Source organism: Serratia sp. CY27727 (assembly GCF_052169275.1).
Classification (GTDB): Bacteria; Pseudomonadota; Gammaproteobacteria; order Enterobacterales; family Enterobacteriaceae; genus Serratia; species Serratia sarumanii.
Window position 1 is genome coordinate 535,445 of record NZ_JBJNLB010000003.1, and the last position, 23,630, is coordinate 559,074.

Here is a 23,630-nt window from a genome sequence, read left to right on the forward strand (position 1 = left end):
TCAATTCTTACTGTGACAACAGGAGTCAACCGTGGTGCCATTTTTTGATAAATCACAAACCGTCGATAAGGCAAGCGCGCTGCCTGGCCGCACCACGCCAATGCCTGTCGCAACGCTCAACGTGGTCACCGAACACTCGATGACCCAGGTGCCGGCAGGCATGGAGGTGGCGATCTTCGCCATGGGCTGTTTCTGGGGCGTTGAGCGCCTGTTCTGGCAGCAGCCGGGCGTCTACAGCACCGCCGCCGGCTACAGCGGCGGCTACACGCCGAACCCGACCTACCGCGAAGTGTGCAGCGGCCAGACCGGCCACGCCGAAGTGGTGCGCGTGGTGTTCGATCCGCAGGTCGTCAGCTACAAACAGCTGCTGCAGGTGTTCTGGGAAAATCACGATCCGGCGCAGGGCATGCGCCAGGGCGGCGACGTCGGCACCCAGTACCGCTCGGCGATTTATACGCTGAGCCCGGAGCAGCAGGCCGAGGCGGAAAGCAGCCTGCAGCGCTTCCAGCAGGCGATGGAGGCGGCGGGCGACAAGCGCGTCATCACTACCGAGATCGCACCGGCGCTGCCGTTCTATTACGCGGAAGATGATCATCAGCAGTACCTGTTCAAGAATCCGGAAGGCTACTGCGGGCTGGGCGGCATCGGCGTTTGCCTGCCGCCGCAGGGCTGATCCGATGCCGGCCGGCGGCACTTTTTTAACCGCTGGCGGCCCCTGTGGGGCAACTGCTATACTGTGCGGGCCGCTTCTGCGGCCCGATAGCTTCCCTTCTGGTTGTTATCGCTGCTTTTTTTGCTATGTACTACCCTTCCTCAAGAGCGCCGGCATCCCGTCGGCACGTATGGATAGATTATGTTAAACAGTATTTTACTGATTCTTTTTCTGATCGCGGTGAGTGCGTTCTTCTCACTGTCGGAAATCTCTCTGGCCGCCTCGCGCAAGATCAAACTGAAGCTGATGGCGGACGAAGGCAACGTCAACGCCGCCAGAGTGCTTAAACTGCAAGAAACCCCAGGCATCTTCTTCACCGTGGTGCAGATCGGCCTGAACGCCGTGGCCATCCTCGGCGGTATCGTCGGCGACGCGGCTTTCTCTCCCACCTTCAAGGTGTTGTTCGATCGTTTCCTGTCGCCCGAACTGGCGGAACAGGTCAGCTTCATCTGCTCCTTCGTGCTGGTGACCAGCCTGTTTATCCTGTTCGCCGATTTGACCCCGAAGCGCATCGGTATGATTGCACCAGAGACGGTCGCCGTCCGGATCATCAACCCGATGCGTTTCTCCATCATGATCTTCCGCCCGCTGGTGTGGTTCTTCAACGGCATGGCCAACCTGATCTTCCGTATGTTCAAGCTGCCGATGGTGCGCAAGGACGACATCACCTCCGACGACATCTACGCGGTGGTGGAAGCCGGCGCCCTGGCGGGCGTGCTGCGCAAGCAGGAACATGAGCTGATTGAAAACGTGTTCGAACTGGAATCGCGCACCGTGCCGTCTTCGATGACCTCGCGCGAAAGCGTGGTGTACTTCGACCTGCGCGAAAGCGAAGAGAGCATCAAGGAGAAGGTCTCGACCCATCCGCACTCCAAGTTCCTGGTGTGCGACGGCCATATCGATCAGGTGGTCGGCTACGTCGACTCCAAAGACCTGCTGAACCGCGTGCTGGGCAACCAGAGCCTGGTGCTGAGCAGCGGCGTGCAGATCCGCTCGGCGCTGATCGTGCCGGATACGCTGACGCTGTCCGAAGCGCTGGAAAGCTTCAAGACCGCCGGCGAAGACTTCGCGGTGATCCTCAATGAATATGCGTTGGTGGTGGGCATCATCACCCTCAACGACGTGATGACCACGCTGATGGGCGATTTGGTCGGCCAGGGCCAGGAAGAGCAGATCGTGGCGCGCGACGAAAGCTCATGGCTGATTGAGGGCGGCACGCCGATCGACGACGTGATGCGCGTGCTGGATATCGACGAGTTCCCGCAGGCGGGCAACTACGAGACCATCGGCGGCTTTATGATGTATATGCTGCGCAAGATCCCGAAACGCACCGACTTCGTCAAATACGCCGGCTACAAGTTCGAAGTGGTGGATATCGACAGCTACAAGATAGACCAGCTGCTGGTCACCCGGCTGAGCGACAAACCGGCGGCGGTGCTGCCGAAAGCGCCGGATGACACCCCGTAGCTTGACGGCGATAAGACAAAAACATCAGCGGCCCCATCGGGGCCGCATTTTTTTACCGCTGTCAGCGAGGTGTTCACCCCATCTCGGCCTGCAGCAGCAGCACCTGACGGTTCACTTCAGACATCACGCTGAAATGGCGCTTGTCGCGAATCTTCGGCGGCAGGATTTTCCCCTCGTCGAATTCAAATGCGCCCACGTCCTTGATATACAGCCTTCCGCGAAACAGGGTCTTAACGTACTTCGCCACTTTCAAAGGGTTATAACGCTGGAAGATTCTCATTCTTTTACGCTCCTCCCGTTGATCCATGCGCTCAGCGAGCCGCCAAAGGTGGCAGCCTCGAAATTCAGAACGCAACTTGATTGCATGTAGTAGACCCAGTAAAGACCAGATCGTTCACTTCTGCCCGGTGATCTGCACTGGATTTACACTTTTTGACAGAATTGTATATGATAATTTATAACGTTTTCAGGATATCCCTTCAAAATCTGATGATTAGCGAACCAAGGGAAAATCTGCGATCCGGTTAACAGGACAGACCTCTTATCACATCCTATGCTTTAGGCTGTCGAAGTGCTGTCGCACAAATTCCCCCCATTACAAGGAGAAAGCATGAAAACAAGTCGCATGCTGATGGTATCCCTGCTGCTCGCCCCGCTTTTCGCTTCCGCGCACAACTTCCAGCTCCAGCAGCGCGTGGCGCCGGTCGGCGTCAGCGACAAAGGAGAGCTCAATTACGCTGAAGGTAATTTTAGCTACCAGAACTGGAACAGCGCGCAGCTCAGTGGAAAAGTGCGAGTGATACAACATATTGCCGGCCGCAGCTCCGCCAAAGACATGAACGACCCACTGATTGAAGCGATCAAGAAGGCGAAGCTACCACACGATCGTTACCAAACGACGACAATCGTCAACACCGACGATGCCCTGATGGGCACCGCGATGTTTGTGCGCAGCAGCATTGAAGACAGCAAGAAGGAGTTCCCGTGGTCGCAGTTTATCGTCGACAGCGACGGTAACGTGCGCAAGGCCTGGGATCTGCAGCCGAAAGGCTCCGCCATCGTGGTGCTGGATAAGCAAGGGCGCATTCAGTTTGCCAAAGACGGCGCGCTGACGCCGGAAGAGGTGCAGCAGGTGATGTCCAAGCTGCACCAGCTGTTGGCGAACTAACTCAGAACAGCGACACCCGGAAGCCGGGGTTGAGGAAGGATTCACGCGGGGTATAGAGCAACGGCCTGCCCTGCCAATCGTGAATTTGCGCCCCGGCGGCCACCGCCACCGCATGCCCTGCGGCGGTATCCCAAATGTTGGTCGGCCCGAAGCGCGGATAGAGCTGCGCCTTGCCTTCCGCCACCAGGCAGAACTTCAGCGAGGAGCCGACGGACACGGTCTGGTGCTCGCCCAGCTGCTGCAGATAATCTTTCAGCTCGTCGTCGATATGCGAGCGGCTCACCACCACCAGCGGCGGATGCGCGTTGCTGACGCCGATCGCCTGCCGCACGCCCTTCTCTTCTTTCCAGGCCTTGCCGCGCTCCGCCAGATACAATACGTCTATCGCCGGCGCGTACACTACGCCCATCACCGCCTGCCCCTCTTCAATCAGAGCGATATTGACCGTGAACTCACCGTTGCGGTGCAAAAACTCTTTGGTGCCGTCCAGCGGATCGACCAGCCAGTAACGCGTCCAGCTGCGGCGCTCTTCCCACGCCGGCGGATCTTCTTCCGACAGCAGCGGCACCTCCGGCGTCAGCGCCGCCAGGCCGCGCTTGATGATGTGATGCGCCGCCAGATCGGCCGCCGTCACCGGTGAATCATCTTTTTTCTGTGCGACATCAAGCGGTTGTTCACCGTCGTACACCGCCATGATCGCCGCCCCCGCCTCGCGGGACAGTTGGCAAATTCGCTCTAACATCATGCACCTCAACTCTGCATCTCCGTGGGAAATTTCCCTCTGTCTCTGCTAGCAGACTAGTTTTTTTTACGCCGAATATCCATCTCAACCGGCTAACCCCCGGGAATTCCTCAGATCTTGTTGGGCGCAACTGTGAACTTCCCCGCGTTACCTGCCGCCGTTTTCTGCCACACTTCACAGTTTACTGTGGCAAGCAATGTTAATTACATTTTCCTCTGCGATAACACTCGAATAATGGAATGGAGAGCCCCCAAATGATGAAGCATCCACTGACGCTGTCCGCGCTTGCGCTGCTGGTGTGCGCCTCGGCGCAGGCGGCCACCGTCGATCTGCGCGTGCTGGAAACCACCGATCTGCACAGCAACATGATGGACTTCGATTACTACAAGGACACGCCGACCGACAAGTTCGGCCTGGTGCGCACCGCCAGCCTGATCCAGCAGGCGCGCCAACAGGCTACCAACGCGGTGTTGGTGGACAATGGCGACATCATTCAGGGCAGCCCGCTCGGCGACTACATGGCGGCCAAGGGGTTGAAGCCGGGCGACGTGCACCCGGTCTATAAGGCGATGAACACGCTGGACTACGTGGTCGGCAACATCGGCAACCATGAATTCAACTACGGGCTGGACTACCTGAAGAACGCCATCGCCGGCGCCAAATTCCCGTACATCAACGCCAACGTCATCGACGCCAAAACGCAAAAACCGCTGTTCACGCCGTACATCATCGTCGATACGCCGGTGAAAGACCGCGACGGCAAGGCGCATACGCTGCGCATCGGCTACATCGGCTTCGTGCCGCCGCAGATCCTGGTGTGGGATAAAGCTAACCTGCAGGGCAAAGTGACGGTGGACGACATCACCGCCACCGCCAAGCGCTACGTGCCGGAAATGCGTAAACAGGGCGCCGATCTGGTGGTGGCGATCCCGCATTCCGGGCTGTCCAGCGAGCCTTACAAGGCGATGGCGGAAAACTCGGTCTACTACCTCAGCCAGGTACCGGGCATCGACGCCATCATGTTCGGCCACGCCCATGCGGTGTTCCCGAGCAAGGACTTCGCCAACATCAAAGGCGCGGATATCGATAAAGGCCTGCTGAACGGCGTACCGGCGGTGATGCCGGGCCAATGGGGCGATCATCTCGGCGTGGTCGACCTGCAGCTCAACAACGATGGCGGCAGCTGGAAAGTGACCGCCGCCAAAGCGGAAGCGCGGCCGATCTACGACAAAGAGAACAAGAAATCGCTGGCGGCGGAAGATACCGCGCTGGTGAAAGTGTTGGCGGACGATCACAAGGGCACGCGCGAGTTCGTCAGCCAGCCGATCGGCAAATCCGACGGCAACATGTACAGCTACCTGGCGCTGGTGCAGGACGATCCGACGGTGCAGATCGTCAACAATGCGCAGAAGGCCTACGTTGAACATTACATTCAGGGCGATCCGGATCTGGCCGATCTGCCGGTGCTGTCGGCGGCGGCGCCGTTCAAGGTCGGCGGCCGCAAGAACGATCCGGCCAGCTTCGTCGAAGTGGAAAAGGGCCAGCTCACCTTCCGCAACGCCGCCGATCTCTATCTCTACCCCAATACCCTGGTAGTAGTGAAGGCCAGCGGCAAAGAGGTGAAAGAGTGGCTGGAGTGCTCCGCCGGCCAGTTCAACCAGATCGACGTCAACAGCGCCAAGCCGCAGGGCTTGATCAACTGGGACGGCTTCCGCACCTATAACTTCGACGTGATCGACGGCGTCAACTACCAGATCGACGTCAGCCAGCCGGCACGCTACGACGGCGAATGCCAGCTGATCAACGACAAGGCGGAGCGCATCAAGCAGCTGACCTTCAACGGCAAGCCGATCGATCCGAACGCCACCTTCCTGGTCGCCACCAACAACTACCGCGCCTACGGCGGCAAGTTTGCCGGCACCGGCGACAAACACATCGCCTTCGCTTCGCCGGATGAGAACCGTTCGGTGCTGGCGGCCTACATCAGCGCCGAAACCCAACGGCACGGCGCGGTGCATCCGCAGGCGGACAACAACTGGCGTTTGGCGACCTTCAGCAGCCAGCAGCCGCTGGATATCCGCTTCGAGACTTCGCCGTCGGACAAAGCGACAGCGTTTATCAAGGAGCACGCTCAATATCCGATGACCGCCGAGGGCAATGACCGTATCGGCTTCGCGCTCTATCGCATCGATTTAAGCGCGAAATAAATAATCACCCGGCCGGGGCCATCCCCCGGCCATCTTCGCTATTTTCCCACTGGCGCGCCCTTTAAATTGCATTTAAAATGTATGTTATAAAATTCCTTCGTTTAAAGAGGCACTACCATGGATTACCGCAACCAATCCCTTGGCGCGCTCGCCATCGCCATTCCCCGGGCATCCCGACTGTTTCGCCAGCATCAGTTGGATTTCTGCTGCGGCGGCCGGCAGTCGCTGGCGCGCGCCGCCGAGCGTAAAGGGCTGGACATCGACCAGTTGGAGAACGCGCTGGCCGCACTCGCCGCCACGCCGGAACAAAGCCGGGACTGGCGCACAGCGCCGCTCGGTGAGGTGATCGATTACATTCTGCCGCGCTTTCATCAGCGGCACCGCGAGCAATTGGCCGAACTGGTGCTGATGGCGGAAAAAGTCGAACGCGTGCACGGCGACAAACCCAGCTGCCCGCGCGGGTTGGCGAAGCAGCTGAACCTGATCCGCCTGGATCTGGAGAATCACATGATGAAAGAGGAGCAGATCCTGTTCCCGCTGATCAAACAGGGCATGGGGCCGCAGGCCGCCGGACCGATTTCGGTGATGGAGCATGAACATGACGAGGCGGGTGAGCAGCTGGAAGTGGTGAAGTTCCTCACCGATAACGTGACGCCGCCGGAGGGCGCCTGCACCACCTGGCGAGCGCTGTACACCGGCATCGATGAATTTATCGGCGATCTGATGGAGCACATCAGCCTGGAAAACAATCTGCTGTTCCCGCGCGCGCTGCGCGGCGCATAAAATAAGGGCGCCACGAAGGCGCCCGGAGCAATCCTCGGTGGGATTACAGGATTTCCAGCAGCTCGACGTCGAACACCAGCGCGCTGAACGGCGGGATGGACGCGCCTGCGCCACGCTCGCCGTAGGCCAGGTTATGCGGGATATACAGCTGCCATTTGGAGCCGACCGGCATCAGGGTCAGCGCTTCGATCCAGCCTGGGATCACGCCGCTGACCGGGAATTCTGCCGGCTGGCCGCGCTCGACCGAGCTGTCGAACACGTCGCCGTTGATCAGACGACCGGTGTAGTGCACGCGCACGCGGTCCTGACGGGACGGGATCGGGCCGTTGCCCTGCTCCAGCACGGAGAACTGCAGGCCGGACTCGGTCAGCGTCACGTCGTCGCGCTTGGCGTTGTCGTCCAGGAATTTCTGGCCTTCAACGGCCATCGCCTGCTGGCGCTCGCGGCGCACCGCGTCCGCACGCTCGTGGATTTCACGCAGCGCACGGTGCACCACGTCTACCGGAACCGCCGGGGCATTCCCTTCCAGCGCGTCACGCAGGCCCGCCAGCAAAGCTTCCGGTTGCAAACCTTCCAGCCCGGACTCTTGCAGCTGCTGGCCGACCTGTAAACCAATCCCGTAACTTGCTTGCGCTTCAACGCTGTCAAAAGAAGGGGTTGTCATGGGGTTTTCCTTAAGTCTGTAAAAAGTCGAAAGCGCAGCATAACAGCGCGTCAATGCCGGGTAAAATCTTGTGTGGAGAATGATGACTTTTGTCGTAGAAAAAGAAACAATAACCTTCTGTTAACGCCCGCAGCCGCAAACCCCGGCCCTGCCGCTCAGCCGCCTTTCACTTCAATCAGTTAGCGGACTATACTGAAAGCAGGATATCGGGCAGGCGACGCGCTTGCCGCGCCGCGCTCATTATTACGCCGTCGAAGAGAGGTCACCATGGGCAGAATCGCGCCCAGGAGAAGGAAAACCACCCGCATCTACCAGCCGCTGCTGCGCACCTGGCTGAATGTCAGCCAGCGCCTGAAACCGGGCGCCGCACCCACGTCTGAAGGCGCGGAACCGCCATCGGAGCCACCGCCGGCCAACGACAAAATGCAGCAGGTCAAAGCGCTGCTGGCCAAAGTCTGGCATCTGCCGGACGGTTTCCATTGGATGGAGCCACTGCCCTACTTCCACCGCCGCTGGGTGCTGATCTTCGGCATCATCCTGCTGCTGGCCCTGCTGTGGCCGTACTCGCCCGAAAGACAGCCGTTCCCGGTTTCCCAGCAGGAAACCAGCGTGCCGCTGCAGGCCGATCTGCAAAACGGCGGCACCACGTCTGCCAACGAACCAACGCCGGCGGGCAACTGGCAGCGTTATCAGATCCAGCCCGGCCAGACCCTGGCCCAGCTGTTTCGCGACAACAATCTGCCGGTGAATGAAGTGTTCGCCATGGCGCAGGTGGAAGGCGGCGACAAGCCGCTGAGCAACATGAAAGCCGGCCAGGAAGTGCGCATCGAACGCGGCGCCAACGGCGTGATTAACGCGCTGTCGGTGACCACGGTGGACAACAGCCAGGCGCTGTTCCGCCGCCAGGCCGACGGCAGCTACCGCCGGGAACGCTAATCCCTACAGCTGCGCCAGCAAAAACTCGCGCAGCACCACGCCCTGGTTGTGCTCGGTATCTTTGCTGCCATACAGCAGCGTCAGCGTTTGCCCCTGCCGTAACAGCGCCACCAGCGGCTGCCAGGCGTCGTTGGCCGCTAGCTGTTGGCGGTAACGCGCCTCGAAGACCGCCCACTGGTCGGTATGCTGATGGAACCACTTGCGCAGTTCGTCATCCGGCGCCACCTGTTTCAGCCACTGCACGCCCGTCAGCCGCGCCTTGCTGATGCCGCGCGGCCATAGCCTGTCTATCAGATAACAGTGTTCCGGCGCCGGCGCGCTGAAATCATAAACCCGCTGTAGCGTAATCTTTGCCATCGCACGCTCTCCTTTTCATCCCGTCTTCAAGCGTAGCGCGTTTTGCCGGGCGCAGAAAAGCAAAACGCCAGCGCGAGGCTGGCGTTTTAACCGGGTTAACAGCAGCGTAAATTACGCTTCTGCAACCACAACTACATTCAGCTGTGCGAACACGTCGCTGTGTACCTGGAAGTGCACTTCGTGCTCACCAGTGGTACGCAGAACGCCGTTCGGCAGACGAACTTCGCTCTTGGCAACTTCAACGCCTGCCGCAGTCACTGCGTCAGCGATGTCGCGGGTGCCGATAGAGCCGAACAGTTTACCTTCGTCGCCAGATTTGGAAGCGATGGTGACTGAACCCAGTTCGTTGATCTTGGTTGCGCGAGCTTCAGCAGCAGCCAGAACGTCAGCCAGTTTGGCTTCCAGTTCAGCACGGCGTGCTTCGAAGAACTCAACGTTTTTCTTGGTAGCAGGAACAGCTTTGCCCTGTGGTACCAGGAAGTTACGAGCGTAGCCCGCTTTAACGTTAACTTGATCACCCAGGCTGCCCAGGTTTGCTACTTTATCAAGCAGAATAACTTGCATTACCTTATCCTCTCAAAGTCGTTAATGGACAGTGGCCGATTACTGATGACGATCAGTGTACGGCAACAAAGACAGGTAGCGCGCGCGCTTGATAGCACGGGCCAGCTGGCGCTGATATTTTGCACGAGTACCGGTGATACGGCTCGGTACAATTTTACCACTTTCGGTGATGTAGTTTTTCAGCGTAGCGATGTCTTTATAGTCAATCTCTTGAACGCCTTCCGCGGTGAAACGGCAGAACTTGCGACGACGGAAATAACGTGCCATTTGGCTAGTCTCCAGAATCTATCAATTCAATCTGCTCGGCATGCAGAACCAATTTGCTCAGCCCGTTGCGCCCTTGATGGCAGCTTACAAAGCCTTGCACGGTAATCTGACTGCCGACCGTTAATCTTTGAGTTAGTGCTTGTGACTGTTGTCCGCTGACAACCACGGGCATTCGGCACCATGCTTGTCTGCTGAATCCGGCTTCCATCTGCTGCGAACGGTGCTCTAGCACAAATTGGCAGTGCGGTATCCCGGAAGGACTCACTTTTCGAACCGGCGCCTTGCACACAGTGCCCGACAAAACCAGACGATTAGCCGTCACGGCGGCAATTACTCTTCAGAATCCCCAGCATCTGCATCATCTGCGGTTTCGTTAGCGAAGTCTTCGCGGCGATCGCCACGACGTTCGTCTTTCGCTTTAACCATCGGAGATGCTTCAGTTACCGCGTGCTTAACGCGCATAACCATGCTGCGGATAACGGCGTCGTTGAAGCGGAAGTTAGTTTCCAGCTCATCGATCGCTTCCTGCGGCGCTTCAACGTTCAGCAGAACGTAGTGAGCCTTGTGCAGTTTGTTGATCGGATAAGCCAGCTGACGGCGGCCCCAGTCTTCCAGACGGTGAATCTGACCTTGCGCGTTAGTGATGGTAGCACTGTAACGCTCGATCATGCCCGGAACCTGTTCGCTTTGGTCAGGATGGACCATAAAAACGATTTCGTAATGACGCATCGAATTGCTCCTTACGGATTATTCAGCCTCCTGTCAGGGTCAACCGCGGCCCATGGAAGCAAGGAACGTGTTTAGTGTGCGGCTGAAAAATGACGCGTAATCATACTGACGCAGGGCGGGAAACTCAAGGACTGCGTGGGTTTTATTCGCGTTAATGCGAGGCGTTATGGGAAATAGCACGATTTGCTCGTGGGAGAACCTATGTACGCCGATCCATCGGTTTCAAAAATCTTTCAATGAAATCAGCGCTGAGTCACAAATCTATTTCACTTTTTTTGAAAGAGGCCATCAAAAGACCCCGCTTTTTAATCCGCCGCAACGGACTAAAATTAACCATATCCGCCGCAGACAGCGCGACGAAAAAGATTCCAGGTTATTCAATGCAGATAAATGACTTTTTGCCGCAGCGACACTCGCTGTCAGGCCGTAACGGCAAAAAGTAAGAGAGGCACTATGAAACGCATCATTCTCGCAACGGCGCTGGCCGCCCTGTTCTCCGCCAACGTAATGGCCGCCACGGAGATCACGTCGCACCAGGCCGATCAACGCCAGAGCGTCGGCTTCATCACCCTGAACCAGAACGTGGTTTCGCCGGATGACGCCAGCAGCCAGGTCAGTAAAATCGCCGATCAACGCGGCGCGACCTCTTATCGCATCATCGCCCTGCACGAACCGGGCGACAACAGCACGATGCACGTCAGCGCCGAGCTGTATCGCTAAAGAGACAAGCCACGCCAGGGAAATCCCCAGGGCTTCATCAGAAAGCCCGTTCAGTCCGCACCGGAGCGCCGCTCGTTGGGCGCTCCGCTTTCCTCATCACAGCTTGAGCAGCGCCGGCATGCTGAACGCCTTGCCCGGATTGTGCAATTGCAGCGCCGTCCGCAGATAGTTCGTTCGCGTTTGCAGCAGCTCTGCGCTTTCCGCCAGCGTCGCCCGCTGTTCGAACGAGAGCGCACCGGCTGCCGCGGGGTGAGTGGGCGCCGCTTTCGCCGCGGAGGCGAACAGCGCCGTCACGTTTTGCATCGTCTGCGCGGTGATGCGCGACAGCGGATTCGCCTTGTTTTGCCGCGCCTTGCCGTCGGCGGCCCCCAACATCTCGCTGAAGGCCGCTGAGTTAAGCTCGGCGCGTGCTTTCATCGTTCCCATTAAACCGTCCGCACTGCCGATGTTTTTTATCATGCCCTTTGCTCCTTGCTACCCTGAAAGAATTCACGCTGGCATTCTCCCCTTTATTCGGCCAAACGATGGCCGAAACAGCAGGCACAGAGAGGTGCAATTCCAGGCATCGCGCCAGGATGCGTACTACAGCTCGCGGCGGAAGAAGTCGGCCGTGGCGGACAGCGCCAGCGGCGTGATGCGGTGCTTCACCCCCGGTTCGACGAGCGACGTCAGACGGCTGCCCGCACCTTGCCGGCGCAGTTCAGCCGCCAAACGCAGGCTGTCCGCCGCCGGCACCACGTCGTCCGTCTCGCCGTGCCACAGCAGCAGCGGCCGCCCGGCGATCGTCTCCAAACGCCCCTCCAGCTCATATTCCGCCAGCACGGCGGTGCGCGCCGCAAACGCCGCCGGCGAGAGCGCCTCGCCCTCTGCGCCCAACGGCGGATACAGCGTTTGCGCCAGCGAACGGTAATAGCCGGAACCCATCAGGCTGGCGGCCGCCCGGACCCACGGAAAGCGCGCGAAGGCGCCAAGCGCGGTCATGCCCCCCATTGAGGCGCCGGCCATGCCAATACGCCCGTCGGCAATCAGGCCAAGCCGCTCGAAGTGCGCCTTGATCTGCGGCAGCTCGTCGATATTGCTGCGCAGGATCTCCCAAAACGTGGCCAGACGCCGCGCCTCATCGCCGTCGAACCGCTCGCCGTGCCGATCGGCATCCGGCAATACCACCCGAAAACCGACGCGCGCCAGCGCATAGGCGAAGTAGCCGTACACCTCTTTCGACGAGGTATAGCCGTGACAGAAGAACACCGTCGGCAACGGCCAATGATACTGCCCCGCCGGCACCGCATGGATCACCGCGATATCGCCCGCCCGCTCGTCATGAATTTCGATCATCCGTTCATCCTCAACGCACCTGTTGGCACTCATCATGACAAACTTGCGCCGGCCAGCGTTAGCTCAATCTGTTCCAGCTTATATTGCGTTACACTGAAGCCATCTACCGGCTCTTCCGAGGTCATCATGACGCTTGTCCGTACACTCATCATCCTGACGCTGGCCGCACAGCTTTCCGCCTGCGGCATCATGACCACCACGCCGAAACCGCCGCCGCCGCCCACCGCACAGGCGCAGGAGATCGTCCGCGCGCAGACCGCCGAGCTGGTGAAGATAGGTACCGTCACCGCCGTAGTGCGCGGCAGCCCGATGGACGTGGAAGCGGAGATCCAGCGCAAGGCCACCGCCGCCGGCGCCCGGTATTACGTGATCATCATGAACAGCGAAACCGTCGTGCCGGGCCAATGGTATTCCCAGGCGATCCTGTATCGGTAAGGCGGGGATTTTTTAAGCAGATTTACACTGGCTTTGCACAGGCTGAAGTAGGGTGTTGCACACTGGCGGACAGCATGCCGCATGTTGCGGGTGCGATTCAGGATCTGACGAAGGGGAACGCCATGAAACGCTCCACCGCACTCACCTCCCTCCTGCTTTCAGTAGGGCTGCTCAGCACCGGCGCACAGTCCGCCGAACTGGCGCCCGCCGATCGCGTGACGCCGCTCAGTGAAATCGCCGAGATCACCTTTAACGATCTGCCCGGTTCACCGCAGGAGGCGGAGCAGGCCATCGCCCGCACCGCCGGCCAGCACGGCGCCAGCTATTACCGCATCCTGCGGATGGAAGAACAGGCGCACCCGCTTGGCTGGCGCGCCTCGGCCATCTTATACCTTTAATAGCTCATGCAAGCCGCATTCAACACGCCGCCGCTGACGGAGACGCCCCCCAGGAAAATCCCGGCGGCCAGGTGGTTCGCTTCGATCTTGTCGCTGATGCGCGGCATGTAGATCTTCACGGCCGCGAACAACAGCAGTTGCACCACCAGCGCCACCACGCCCCACAGCAGGTAATCCAGCAGGCTGATCGAGTTGATCGCCGCGCTGGCCAACGGGATCACATACCCCAGGCAAGCGCCGATGAAAGCAAAGGCGGCGGATTGGTTATCGGCCTTGATCAACGCCCATTCGTCGTGCGGGGTGATGCGGGTATAGACGAACAGAAACACCAAAACCATGGCGAAACCGCTGAAGAAGTAAGAGGCGAACGCCGCCAACGCGCTGAGAATATCCATGTGCATTTTCCTGTCAGAGTGAGACTGAATTAAAAAGGTTTTCGCCGCCGCGCGCCACCCTTTTCCCTAACCGCCGATAGCGCGGTTCAGCAGCAGTTCGCACACCTCGGCCGACAGCAGGCTCTCGCCGCGGTGATCCAGCGTCAGATGGCACCAGGCGTCGGCTACCTGCGGGCTGGCGTGCTGCAGCAGCTGCGCGGCGCAGCACAGATCGAACAGCTGCTGGGTCAGCAGCCGCCCCATCTCCTCACTCGGTTGCCGGGCGCGCTGCTGCCACTGCCGCCAGGCATGATCGAACAACCGATTCTGGCCGCGCACCGGCTGCAGTTCGAACTGCAGCATCTCGAGCGCGCCCGGCAGTTTGTGCAGGCTGCGCAACACGTCCAGACACATGATGTTGCCGGAACCTTCCCAGATGCTGTTGACCGGCATCTCGCGATACAGGCGCGGCAGCTCGCTCTCTTCGCAGTAGCCGATGCCGCCCAGCACCTCCATCGCCTCGGCGATGAACGGCATGCCCTGGCGGCAGATGCTGTATTTGGCCGCCGGGGTCAGCAGGCGGCTGTAGATCAGTTCGCCCTCATTGCTGCGGCTCTCCCAGGCGCGGGCCAGCCGGAACAGCAACGCGGTATGCCCTTCCAGCCGCAGCGCCATGCGCGCCAGAACCTGGCGCATCAGCGGCTGTTCGATCAAGAGCTTGCCGAACGCCTGCCGCTGCAGCGCATGATACAGCGCCACCGACAACCCGCGGCGCATCAGGCCGTGGCTGCCGAGCGAGCAGTCGAAACGGGTCAGGCCGCCCATCTTCAGGATATGCCGCACGCCGTCGCCCTCCTCCCCCAGCAGCCAGGCGGTGGCGTCCTGAAATTCCACTTCGCTACTGGCGTTGGAACGGTTGCCCAGCTTGTCTTTCAACCGCTCCAGGCGAATGGCGTTGCGGCTGCCGTCCGGCAAAATGCGCGGCAGGAAGAAGCAGGACAACCCGCCTTCGGCCTGCGCCAACACCAGGTGCGCATCGCTCTGCGGCACCGAGAAGAACCACTTGTGCCCCACCAGCCGGTAGGCTTCACCCGGCCCGCGCGCGCCGAGCGGCGCGGCGGTGGTGGTATTGCTCAGCACATCGGAGCCGCCCTGTTTCTCCGTCATGCCCATGCCGATCAGCAGGCCGCGCTTTTGCCCGCCAGGCAGCAGGTGAGCGTCATAACGATCCGACAGCAGCGGCGTCAGCCAGGAGCGAAACTCGGCCGGTAACGCCTGCAGCAACAGCGGCGTAGCGCCGAAGGTCATGGTCACCGGGCACAGCGTGCCGGCCTCGACCTGCGCATGCAGCATAAAGCGCGCGGCGCGCGCCACGAAGGAACCGATGCGCGCATCCTCCTGCCAGGGCAGGTTGTGCACCCGGTTGGCGATCAGCCCCTGCATCAGGATATGCCAGGCGGGGTGAAAGCGAACGTCGTCCAGCCGCTGGCCGGTGGCGTCGTAGCGCAGCAGCTCCGGCGGGTTGGCATTGGCCAGGCGCCCCAGCTCCAGCGACTCCTGGGTGCCGAGCTGCTGGCCCAGCGAGGCCAATACCTCGGCATCCCAGCCGCCCTGCTCGCGCTGCAACGCTTCGCGCAGCGGCGTATCGGAGAGAAACAGGTTGCTGTTGCCCAGCGGCTTGGGTTGGTTAAAAACGGTGTGCGTAGTCCAGACCATGAGAGTGCTCCCTGAGAAAAGCGTCAGGAGTAAGTATGGTCGGCGCAGAGATTTCTGCCGCAGGCGGGATCACAAGAGGGGGAATTAACGGGAGCACTAAGCCCCCGTCAGAAGAATCAGCCGCGCTGGCGCACCGCTTCGAACAGGCAGATGCCGGTGGCGACCGACACGTTCAGCGAAGAGACGGTGCCAGCCATCGGGATGCTGATCAGTTCGTCGCAGTGTTCGCGGGTCAGACGGCGCATGCCTTCGCCTTCCGCGCCCATCACCAGCGCCATCGGGCCGGTCATTTTGCTCTGATACAGCGTATGGTCGGCTTCGCCGGCGGTGCCCACCACCCAAACGTTCATTTCCTGCAGCAGACGCAGCGTGCGCGCCAGGTTGGTCACGCGGATCAGCGGCACGTTTTCGGCGGCGCCGCAGGCCACTTTCTTGGCGGTGGCGTTCAGCTGGGCGGAACGGTCGCGCGGCACGATCACCGCGTGCACGCCGGCAGCGTCGGCGCTGCGCAGGCAGGCGCCGAGGTTGTGCGGGTCGGTCACGCCGTCCAGCACCAGCAGGAACGGTGTCTCCACGCTTTCCAGCAGGCCCGGCAGATCGTTCTCCTGATACTGACGCCCCTCGCGCACCCGGGCGATGATCCCCTGGTGCACCGCGCCTTCAACCTTGTCATCCAGCCATTGGCGGTTCGCCACCTGGATCACGATGCCGGTCGCTTCCAGCTCGGCGATCAGCGGTTGCAGGCGACGATCTTCGCGGCCTTTCAGGATAAACACTTCCAGGAAGCGTTGCGGATCGCGCTCTAACAGGGCTTTGACGGCGTGGATGCCGTAAATAATTTCGCTCATGATGCTCTTTTAAATTCGTGCGGCCGGCGATAACCGGCCGATGATAACGATGTGCGGCAGGTTAAGCCTGCTCGGCACCTTTCTTCTTGGCTGCGCGTTTGGCTTTGGTCGCCGCCGCGATTTTCCGCGTTTTGTCGGACGCTTTCTTGGCTTTCTTTTTCGCCTTCTTCACGTTGTCCGCGGGCTTGGCGTCGTCCTGCTTGCGGAAGGCGCTGTCCGGCTCGAAGTTGGCCGGCGGTTTGCCGCCGCGGCGCTTGCCGCGCCCCGCGTTGCCGTTGTCGCGCAGCGTGCGCTGGCCGCCCTTCTTGGCGCGATCGCGCTCGGTTTTACCTTCACCGCGCGCTTTGCGGGTGCTGGACACCAGCGCGAAGTCAATCTTGCGCTCGTCCATATGCACCGCGTCCACGCGGATCTCCACCGTATCCCCCAGGCGATAGACGGTGCCGGAAGATTCGCCGATCAGGCGCTGGCCGATATTATCGTAGCGATAGTAATCATTATCCAGCGTTGATACGTGCACCAGCCCGTCGATGAACAGATCGTTCAGGCGCACGAAGAAACCGAAGCCGGTCACGCTGGAGATGATGCCGCTGAACACTTCACCGACGTGATCCTGCATGAAGTCACACTTCAGCCAGTCGGCGACGTTGCGCGTCGCTTCGTCCGCGCGGCGCTCGGTCATCGAGCAGTGTTCGCCCAACTGCAGCATCTCTTCGAATTCGCTGTGCCAGCCGCCGGTCGGCGTCCAGCGCTCTTTCGGCTCGCCGTGTTCTTTGGCCAGCTGATATTTGATCGCGCGGTGCAGCGCCAGATCCGGATAACGGCGGATCGGCGAAGTGAAGTGGCCGTAAGACGCCAGCGCCAGGCCGAAGTGGCCGCGGTTTTCCGGATCGTAAATCGCCTGCTTCATCGAACGCAGCAACATGGTTTGCAGCATTTCGTGGTCAGGACGCTCGGACACTTCATCCATCAGCACCGCATAGTCCTTCGGCTGCGGCTTGTTGCCTCCGCCCAGCGTCAGCCCCAGCTCGCTCAGCACGCTGCGCAGCGCGGAGATGTGGTCGTCGCTCGGACGATCGTGCACGCGGTACAGCGCCGGCTCGTTGCGTTTCTCGACGAAGCGCGCGGCCGCCACGTTGGCCATGATCATGCACTCTTCGATCAGCTTGTGGGCGTCGTTGCGCACCGTCGGCTCCACGCGCTCGATGCGACGCTCGGCGTTGAAAATGAACTTGGCTTCTTCGGTTTCAAACGCGATGCCGCCGCGCTCGGCGCGCGCCTTATCCAGCACCTTGTACATCGCGTGCAGCTCTTCCAGGTGCTTGACCAGCGGATGGTAGTGCTCGCGCAGCTCCTGATCGCCCTGCAGAATGTGCCACACCTTGTTGTAGGTCAGGCGAGCGTGCGAGCTCATCACCGCCTCGTAAAACTTGGCCGTAGACAGGCGCCCCTGGGCGGAGATGGTCATCTCGCACACCATGCACAGGCGATCGACCTGCGGGTTCAGGGAGCATAGCCCGTTGGACAACACTTCCGGCAGCATCGGGATCACCTGCGACGGGAAGTACACCGAGTTGCCGCGGCTGCGCGCTTCGTCGTCCAGCGCGGTGCGCGGGCGCACGTAGTAACTGACGTCGGCGATCGCCACCCACAGGCGCCAGCCGCCGCCGCGTTTCTTCTCACAGTACACGGCGTCATCGAAGTCTCGTGCGTCTTCACCGTCGATGGTCACCAACGGCAGCTTGCGCAGATCGACGCGGCCCTTCTTGGCCGCTTCCGGCACCTGCTCGCTGAGATCGGCCACCTGTTTTTCCACCTGCGGCGGCCAGGTATGCGGGATCTCATGGGTGCGCAGCGCGATGTCCACCGCCATGCTGGTGCCCATCTTGTCGCCGAGGATCTCGACGATCTTGCCGACCGCCTTGGTGCGGCGGGTCGGGCGCTGAGTCAGCTCCACCACCACCATAAAGCCCATGCGCGCGCCGCTGACGCTGTCCGCCGGGATCAGAATATCGAAGCTCAGACGGCTGTCGTCCGGCACCACGAAGCCGGTACCAGCGTCCATGAAGAAGCGGCCGACAATCTGGCTGGTTTTCGGCACCAGCACGCGCACGATGCGCGCTTCGCGGCGCCCTTTGCGATCCGCGCCCAGCGCCTGCGCCAACACCACGTCACCGTGGATCGCCATTTTCATCTGTTCGGCAGACAGGTACAGATCGTCTTTGCTGCCTTCAACGCGCAGGAAGCCATAGCCGTCGCGGTGGCCGATCACCGTGCCGCGCAGCAGATCCAGACGCTCCGGCAGCGCGTAGCACTGGCGACGGGTAAACACTAACTGGCCATCGCGCTCCATGGCTCGCAGGCGGCGACGCAGCGCTTCCAGCTGCTCTTCACCGCTGAGGCCCAGTTCGTTGCCCAGTTCTTCGCGGCTGGCCGGCGTTTCTCTTTTCGCCAAATGGGCCAGGATATATTCACGACTGGGGATAGGGGATTCGTATTTTTCTGCTTCTCGTTCCAGGAATGGATCTTGTGACATTGCGGTTCCTCCGTTGTCATCAGCAGGATGACGTTGAGCCTTGTCTTCTCAACGTCGTTTTATTCGACAAGCAATAGCTTGTAGAGCGGCGGATTGTCTTCGACCATGTCGGCCAACGTATGCTTATCCAGCTCTTCAAGGAAATTCTGTACGCCCTGGTGGAGCACCTGCTTCAATCGGCAGGCAGGGGTGATGTGGCAAAAATCACTGCTGCAGTTAACCAGCGCGAGCGGCTCCAGCGCCCGTACCACGTCGCCGAGGCGAATGCTCTCGGCCGGTTTGCCCAAGCGAATGCCGCCATGCTTGCCGCGCACCGCCGTGACAAAACCTACCCGGCTCAACTGATTGATGATCTTCACCATATGGTTGCGAGACACGCCGTAAACCTCGGTCACTTCCGAGATGCTGGTCATCTTGTCCTGCGGCAACGAGGCCATGTAGATCAACGCCCGCAGGCCATAATCAGTAAAACTTGTTAACTGCACATCTTACCTCTGGGTATCGTTTTACCCGTCTGATACGCCGCTTTTCGGCGCTATTCAAAAGATTACTCATTGGATAATAAACCAGCCGGAGAGTTCGTCGCTAATTATTTAGCGAATCCCGCGCCCTAAGGCGGGTTTATGAAAGGATTTTTTGACGTGAAACCGCAATCGGAGGGAGTCAGGATAAAAACAAACCGGGACGCGCCCGGTTTGTTTAATGCTGCAAAGCCTGATTATGCGTCGAACGGGTCGCGCAGGATCATGGTTTCGCTGCGATCCGGGCCGGTAGAGATGATATCTACCGGTACGCCGGTCACTTCTTCGATGCGCTTGATGTAGTTCAGCGCAGCCTGAGGCAGCTTGCTGTGCTCTTTCACGCCAAAGGTGGTTTCGCTCCAGCCCGGCATGGTTTCGTAGATAGGCTCGATGCCTTCCCAGCCTTCAGCCGCCAGCGGAGTGGTATCCACTTCACGGCCGTCCGGCATGCGGTAGCCCACGCAGATCTTCACTTCTTTCAGGCCGTCCAGGACGTCCAGCTTGGTCAAGCAGAAGCCGGACAGGGAGTTGATCTGCACCGCGCGGCGCACCGCTACCGCGTCCAGCCAGCCGGTACGACGACGACGGCCGGTGGTGGCGCCGAACTCGTTACCCTGCTTGCACAGGTACTCGCCGGTTTCATCGAACAGTTCGGTTGGGAACGGACCTGCACCCACGCGCGTGGAGTAGGCTTTCACGATGCCCAGCACGTAGTCCACATAACGCGGGCCGATGCCGGAACCGGTAGCCACGCCGCCGGCGGTGGTGTTGGAGGAGGTAACGTACGGGTAAGTACCGTGGTCGATATCCAGCAGGGTGCCCTGAGCGCCTTCGAACATGATCAGGTCGCCACGCTTGCGCGCGCCGTCCAGCAGTTCGGAAACGTCAACCACCATGGCGGTCAGGATGTCGGCGATAGACAGCACGTAGTCCAGCGTCGCCTGATAATCGACGGCTTCAACTTTGTAGTAGTTGACCAGCTGGAAGTTGTGGTAATCGACGATCTCTTTCAGCTTAGCGGCGAAGGTTTCTTTGTTGAACAGATCGCTGACGCGCAGACCGCGACGAGCGACTTTATCTTCGTAAGCCGGGCCGATGCCGCGACCGGTGGTGCCGATCGCTTTTGCGCCGCGCGCTTTCTCACGCGCGTTGTCCAACGCGACGTGGTAAGGCAGGATCAACGGGCAAGCTTCAGAGAGTAACAGACGTTCGCGTACCGGGATGCCACGCGCTTCGAGTTCACCCATTTCTTTCATCAACGCGTCCGGCGCCAGAACAACACCGTTGCCGATGATGCTGGTGACGTTTTCACGCAGAATACCTGAAGGAATTAAATGAAGAACGGTTTTTTCACCGTTGATTACCAGAGTGTGGCCAGCGTTATGGCCACCTTGGTAGCGCACAACATATTGAGCCCGTTCAGTCAGCAGGTCTACAACCTTGCCTTTACCTTCGTCACCCCATTGGGTGCCCAGTACGACGACGTTCTTACCCATTTTTCAAAATCACCGATTGCTTAAAAATGGATTCTACCACCGTAATTTTCGATTTTCAGCACTTTTAGCATACGATTGCATAAATTTTGGGCTAGACTTTAAAGACCCGTGCGGCCGCTCAACATGTAGTAGATCACGCAGCCCGCAACCACTATTCCACCGCCAAATCGCCGCAGCGTCGCGTCCGGCAACTGCGACATCGCCACAATCATTTTGCGCCAGGCCTGCGGAAACAGCATCGGCCCCAATCCTTCCAACACCAGAACCAGCCCGAGCGCCAGCCAAATCGTTGAGTTCATGCATCCCCCAAAAACGAGAAAGGGCCCGCGAAAACGGGCCCTCGATCAGATTGCCTGAGGCGCTTACTTGCGCAGGCTATCAGGCGACTTCATGTAGCGGAAGAAATCGCTGTCCGGGCTCAGTACCAGCACGTCCTGGTTGTCCTTGAAGCTGGCTTCATAGGCACGCAGGCTGCGGATAAAGGCATAGAAGTCCGGATCCTGGCTGAACGCGTTGGCAAACAGCTTGGCCGCTTCGGCATCGCCTTCACCGCGGGTGATACGCGCCTGACGCTCGGCTTCCGCCAGGGTACGGGTCACTTCGTAGTCCGCGCTGGCGCGCAGCTTCTCGGCTTCTTCCTGGCCCTGCGAGCGCAGACGACGGGCTACCGCTTCACGCTCGGCGCGCATACGCTGGTAGATGGCGTCGGACACTTCGGCCGGCAGGTTGATCTGCTTGATACGCACGTCGATCACTTCGATGCCCAGCGCCGCCATGCTGTTCGGGTTAACCTGCGGCTGTTTGCCGGTGGTTTCCCGCTCAACGCGCGCCGCCGCAGAGGCGATAGCGTCATCGGCTTCGGTGGTCGCCACTTCTTCGCCATCACCCACGGTGCCGGTGTTCAGCGCGTCACGCACGTCGGACATCAGCTTGCCGCGCGAGTCGGTCACGATGTCTTTCACGTCCAAGCGGCCGATTTCGGAACGCAGACGGTCGCTGAACTTGCGTTTCAGCAGCACTTCGGCCTGGGAGACGTCTCCACCGCCGGTCGCCAGGTAGTAACGGCTGAAGTCGCTGATGCGCCACTTCAGATAGGAGTCGACGATCAGGTCTTTCTTCTCGCTGGTCACGAAACGATCGGCCTGGTTATCCATGGTCTGGATGCGCGCATCCAGGTTCTTCACGGTCTCAATGAACGGGATCTTGAGGTGCAGACCCGGCGCATACACCAGCGGCTTGTTTTCGCCGTCGCGCAGAACCTTGCCGAAGCGCAGCACGATGCCGCGCTGGCCTTCCTGCACCACGAACAGCGAAGCGTACAGCACCACCAGCACCGCGAGGACAATAACTACAAAAGACTTACGCATTGATTACTCTCTCCCTACGCGAGTGGTGTCGTCACGCTGCGCATTCGCCCGGCGCTGATCCATAATCGAACCGCCGCTGGTGCGCGGGGCGCTGCTGTTGGCAGCCGGCGCAGGATTCGGATTGAGGCGAATCAGGCTGGTATCCTTGTTGCCGCTCTCCGGCGCCGCGCCTTGGCCGCGCAGCATCTGATCCAGCGGCAGCACCATCAGGTTGTTGCCCTTGTCGCTCACCAACACCTTACGGGTATGGCCCAGCACTTTTTCCATGGTTTCGATATACAGACGCTCGCGGGTGATCTGCGGTGCGGACTTGTATTCCGGCAACAGCTTGGCAAAGCGCGCCACCTCACCCTGAGCTTCCAGGACGGTACGGTCCTTATAAGCCTTGGAGTCTTCCAGCAGACGCTGCGCCTGGCCGTTCGCACGCGGCTGAACTTCGTTGGCGTAAGCTTCCGCCTCACGGATGTATTGCTGCTCGTTTTCACGCGCGGCGATCGCATCGTCGAACGACGCCTTCACCTCTTCCGGCGGACGCGCCGCCTGGAAGTTGACGTCCAGCAGCGTGATGCCCATGTTGTAAGGACGAATGGTCTCTTCCAGCATGCGCTGCGTATCGTTACGCACCACGGTACGGCCTTCGGTCAGGATGCGGTCCATCGAGTATTTGCCGATCACGCCGCGCAGGGCGCTGTCGGTCGCCTGGCTCAGGCTGTCGTCGGCATTGACGACGCTGAACAGGTACGCTTCCGGGTTGGTCACGCGGTACTGCACGTTCATTTCCACGCGCACCACGTTTTCATCGGAGGTCAGCATCACGCCGGACGCCGCCAGCTCGCGCACGGACTCCACGTTCACCGGACGCACGTCGTCGATGAAGGTCGGCTTCCAGTTCAGGCCCGGCTGCACCAGGTGGCTGAACTTGCCGAAACGCGTCACGACGCCGCGCTCGGCTTCCTTGATGGTGTAGAAGCCGCTGGCGGCCCAAATCACCACCACGGCCACCGCCGCGATACCGATAATGCGGCCGCTGAAGCCCGGACCAGAGGTGCCGGTGCCGCCGCTATTGCTGTTGGAGCCTTTGCCCCCGCCGAAACCGCTCAATTTCTTGCTCAGTTTGCGGAAGATATCGTCCAAATCAGGTGGCCCTTGATCACGACCGCCTTTGTTGTTACCGCCAGAGTTGCCGCCATTGTTATTGCTGCTCCCCCACGGGTCGCGGTCCTGTCCGTTATTACCGGGCTGATTCCACGCCATGTTTTAGCTCCATATTCTGTGATTGGGTACTTCA

At 60.1% G+C, this 23,630-nt stretch carries 29 protein-coding genes; 10 read left to right on the forward strand and 19 right to left on the reverse strand.

Annotated elements, in window-relative coordinates:
* Positions 1–31 precede the first annotated feature (31 nt).
* Together msrA and ACJ8HB_RS12150 are read left to right on the forward strand one after the other, a co-directional pair.
* On the forward strand, positions 32–673 hold the full coding sequence (gene msrA / locus ACJ8HB_RS12145; protein ID WP_033648689.1) for a peptide-methionine (S)-S-oxide reductase MsrA: 642 nt from the start codon (positions 32–34) through the stop codon (positions 671–673).
* A gap of 180 nt (positions 674–853) precedes the next feature.
* Positions 854–2,179: a hemolysin family protein gene (locus ACJ8HB_RS12150; RefSeq protein ID WP_047569637.1), complete on the forward strand. Its 1,326-nt coding sequence runs from the start codon at positions 854–856 to the stop codon at positions 2,177–2,179.
* A 73-nt stretch (positions 2,180–2,252) separates the two neighbouring features.
* Here the strand turns inward: ACJ8HB_RS12150 and ACJ8HB_RS12155 are convergent, their stop codons facing one another.
* Positions 2,253–2,459 carry a DUF1107 domain-containing protein gene (locus ACJ8HB_RS12155; protein WP_033636801.1) on the reverse strand — a complete coding sequence of 69 codons (207 nt, stop codon included), beginning with the start codon at positions 2,457–2,459 and terminating at the stop codon, positions 2,253–2,255.
* 330 nt (positions 2,460–2,789) lie between these two features.
* On the opposite strand from ACJ8HB_RS12155, the gene ACJ8HB_RS12160 reads away from it, so the two are divergent.
* Positions 2,790–3,347, forward strand: coding sequence for a YtfJ family protein (locus tag ACJ8HB_RS12160; RefSeq protein WP_033636799.1), 558 nt, complete (start codon positions 2,790–2,792; stop codon positions 3,345–3,347).
* Between the two features lies 1 nt (position 3,348).
* Here the strand turns inward: ACJ8HB_RS12160 and cysQ are convergent, their stop codons facing one another.
* Positions 3,349–4,089 carry a 3'(2'),5'-bisphosphate nucleotidase CysQ gene (gene cysQ / locus ACJ8HB_RS12165; RefSeq protein ID WP_033654905.1) on the reverse strand — a complete coding sequence of 247 codons (741 nt, stop codon included), beginning with the start codon at positions 4,087–4,089 and terminating at the stop codon, positions 3,349–3,351.
* A gap of 254 nt (positions 4,090–4,343) precedes the next feature.
* Here cysQ and ACJ8HB_RS12170 point away from each other — a divergent pair, with 254 nt between their 5' ends.
* Both ACJ8HB_RS12170 and ytfE read left to right on the forward strand, forming a co-directional pair.
* Complete coding sequence (locus ACJ8HB_RS12170; protein WP_047569639.1) at positions 4,344–6,296, forward strand: bifunctional 2',3'-cyclic-nucleotide 2'-phosphodiesterase/3'-nucleotidase; 1,953 nt, start codon at positions 4,344–4,346, stop codon at positions 6,294–6,296.
* Between the two features lie 117 nt (positions 6,297–6,413).
* The gene (ytfE, locus tag ACJ8HB_RS12175; protein WP_033648691.1) at positions 6,414–7,079 is read left to right on the forward strand and encodes an iron-sulfur cluster repair protein YtfE; all 666 of its coding nucleotides are present in this window, start codon (positions 6,414–6,416) and stop codon (positions 7,077–7,079) included.
* Between the two features lie 43 nt (positions 7,080–7,122).
* Here the strand turns inward: ytfE and fklB are convergent, their stop codons facing one another.
* Positions 7,123–7,743, reverse strand: coding sequence for an FKBP-type peptidyl-prolyl cis-trans isomerase (gene fklB / locus ACJ8HB_RS12180; protein ID WP_004933618.1), 621 nt, complete (start codon positions 7,741–7,743; stop codon positions 7,123–7,125).
* Positions 7,744–8,010: 267 nt separating this feature from the next.
* Between fklB and ACJ8HB_RS12185 the strand changes: the two genes are divergently transcribed.
* On the forward strand, positions 8,011–8,679 hold the full coding sequence (locus tag ACJ8HB_RS12185; RefSeq protein ID WP_047569641.1) for an OapA family protein: 669 nt from the start codon (positions 8,011–8,013) through the stop codon (positions 8,677–8,679).
* 3 nt (positions 8,680–8,682) lie between these two features.
* Here the strand turns inward: ACJ8HB_RS12185 and ACJ8HB_RS12190 are convergent, their stop codons facing one another.
* The 5 genes from ACJ8HB_RS12190 to rpsF all read right to left on the reverse strand — a co-directional run bounded on the left by ACJ8HB_RS12190 (position 8,683) and on the right by rpsF (position 10,596).
* A complete protein-coding gene (locus tag ACJ8HB_RS12190; protein ID WP_047569644.1) occupies positions 8,683–9,036 on the reverse strand; it encodes a DUF488 domain-containing protein in 354 nt (117 codons plus the stop codon).
* A gap of 111 nt (positions 9,037–9,147) precedes the next feature.
* Positions 9,148–9,600, reverse strand: a complete 453-nt coding sequence (gene rplI, locus ACJ8HB_RS12195) for a 50S ribosomal protein L9 (RefSeq protein ID WP_004933629.1) — start codon at positions 9,598–9,600, stop codon at positions 9,148–9,150.
* Between the two features lie 39 nt (positions 9,601–9,639).
* Positions 9,640–9,867: a 30S ribosomal protein S18 gene (gene rpsR, locus ACJ8HB_RS12200; protein WP_000135199.1), complete on the reverse strand. Its 228-nt coding sequence runs from the start codon at positions 9,865–9,867 to the stop codon at positions 9,640–9,642.
* A gap of 4 nt (positions 9,868–9,871) precedes the next feature.
* Positions 9,872–10,189 carry a primosomal replication protein N gene (gene priB, locus ACJ8HB_RS12205; RefSeq protein ID WP_049233092.1) on the reverse strand — a complete coding sequence of 106 codons (318 nt, stop codon included), beginning with the start codon at positions 10,187–10,189 and terminating at the stop codon, positions 9,872–9,874.
* Positions 10,190–10,197: 8 nt separating this feature from the next.
* Entirely contained in the window at positions 10,198–10,596 is a 399-nt protein-coding gene (gene rpsF, locus ACJ8HB_RS12210; RefSeq protein ID WP_004933634.1) for a 30S ribosomal protein S6, read from the reverse strand.
* Between the two features lie 236 nt (positions 10,597–10,832).
* Between rpsF and ACJ8HB_RS12215 the strand changes: the two genes are divergently transcribed.
* Together ACJ8HB_RS12215 and ACJ8HB_RS12220 are read left to right on the forward strand one after the other, a co-directional pair.
* Positions 10,833–11,039 carry a hypothetical protein gene (locus ACJ8HB_RS12215; RefSeq protein ID WP_125863085.1) on the forward strand — a complete coding sequence of 69 codons (207 nt, stop codon included), beginning with the start codon at positions 10,833–10,835 and terminating at the stop codon, positions 11,037–11,039.
* Positions 11,040–11,049: 10 nt separating this feature from the next.
* A complete protein-coding gene (locus ACJ8HB_RS12220; protein WP_033654897.1) occupies positions 11,050–11,316 on the forward strand; it encodes a DUF1471 domain-containing protein in 267 nt (88 codons plus the stop codon).
* Between the two features lie 96 nt (positions 11,317–11,412).
* On the opposite strand, the gene ACJ8HB_RS12225 is transcribed toward ACJ8HB_RS12220, so the two are convergent.
* Positions 11,413–11,775 carry a hypothetical protein gene (locus ACJ8HB_RS12225; protein ID WP_033654896.1) on the reverse strand — a complete coding sequence of 121 codons (363 nt, stop codon included), beginning with the start codon at positions 11,773–11,775 and terminating at the stop codon, positions 11,413–11,415.
* 123 nt (positions 11,776–11,898) lie between these two features.
* A complete protein-coding gene (gene yjfP, locus ACJ8HB_RS12230) occupies positions 11,899–12,651 on the reverse strand; it encodes an esterase (RefSeq protein ID WP_047569646.1) in 753 nt (250 codons plus the stop codon).
* 126 nt (positions 12,652–12,777) lie between these two features.
* Here yjfP and bsmA point away from each other — a divergent pair, with 126 nt between their 5' ends.
* Together bsmA and ACJ8HB_RS12240 are read left to right on the forward strand one after the other, a co-directional pair.
* Positions 12,778–13,086, forward strand: a complete 309-nt coding sequence (gene bsmA / locus ACJ8HB_RS12235) for a biofilm peroxide resistance protein BsmA (protein ID WP_033648696.1) — start codon at positions 12,778–12,780, stop codon at positions 13,084–13,086.
* 122 nt (positions 13,087–13,208) lie between these two features.
* Positions 13,209–13,484 (forward strand): DUF1471 domain-containing protein, encoded by a 276-nt coding sequence (locus ACJ8HB_RS12240; protein WP_033638652.1) that lies wholly within the window; start codon positions 13,209–13,211, stop codon positions 13,482–13,484.
* Here the strand turns inward: ACJ8HB_RS12240 and ACJ8HB_RS12245 are convergent.
* From ACJ8HB_RS12245 to hflK, 9 genes are all read right to left on the reverse strand, one after another.
* Complete coding sequence (locus ACJ8HB_RS12245) at positions 13,481–13,879, reverse strand: DUF350 domain-containing protein (RefSeq protein WP_033636787.1); 399 nt, start codon at positions 13,877–13,879, stop codon at positions 13,481–13,483. The genes ACJ8HB_RS12240 and ACJ8HB_RS12245 overlap by 4 nt on opposite strands.
* A 66-nt stretch (positions 13,880–13,945) precedes the next feature.
* Positions 13,946–15,574 carry an isovaleryl-CoA dehydrogenase gene (locus ACJ8HB_RS12250; RefSeq protein WP_033654894.1) on the reverse strand — a complete coding sequence of 543 codons (1,629 nt, stop codon included), beginning with the start codon at positions 15,572–15,574 and terminating at the stop codon, positions 13,946–13,948.
* Between the two features lie 116 nt (positions 15,575–15,690).
* Positions 15,691–16,422, reverse strand: a complete 732-nt coding sequence (gene rlmB, locus ACJ8HB_RS12255; RefSeq protein WP_004933653.1) for a 23S rRNA (guanosine(2251)-2'-O)-methyltransferase RlmB — start codon at positions 16,420–16,422, stop codon at positions 15,691–15,693.
* A gap of 61 nt (positions 16,423–16,483) precedes the next feature.
* Positions 16,484–18,958: a ribonuclease R gene (gene rnr, locus ACJ8HB_RS12260; protein ID WP_039567854.1), complete on the reverse strand. Its 2,475-nt coding sequence runs from the start codon at positions 18,956–18,958 to the stop codon at positions 16,484–16,486.
* Positions 18,959–19,017: 59 nt separating this feature from the next.
* A complete protein-coding gene (nsrR, locus tag ACJ8HB_RS12265) occupies positions 19,018–19,443 on the reverse strand; it encodes a nitric oxide-sensing transcriptional repressor NsrR (protein ID WP_033636784.1) in 426 nt (141 codons plus the stop codon).
* 233 nt (positions 19,444–19,676) lie between these two features.
* Complete coding sequence (locus ACJ8HB_RS12270; RefSeq protein ID WP_033654892.1) at positions 19,677–20,975, reverse strand: adenylosuccinate synthase; 1,299 nt, start codon at positions 20,973–20,975, stop codon at positions 19,677–19,679.
* Positions 20,976–21,073: 98 nt separating this feature from the next.
* A complete protein-coding gene (locus ACJ8HB_RS12275) occupies positions 21,074–21,274 on the reverse strand; it encodes a DUF2065 domain-containing protein (protein WP_004933666.1) in 201 nt (66 codons plus the stop codon).
* Between the two features lie 63 nt (positions 21,275–21,337).
* A complete protein-coding gene (gene hflC, locus ACJ8HB_RS12280) occupies positions 21,338–22,342 on the reverse strand; it encodes a protease modulator HflC (protein WP_033648702.1) in 1,005 nt (334 codons plus the stop codon).
* Between the two features lie 3 nt (positions 22,343–22,345).
* A complete protein-coding gene (gene hflK, locus ACJ8HB_RS12285; protein ID WP_033636782.1) occupies positions 22,346–23,596 on the reverse strand; it encodes an FtsH protease activity modulator HflK in 1,251 nt (416 codons plus the stop codon).
* Between the last annotated feature and the right edge of the window lie 34 nt (positions 23,597–23,630).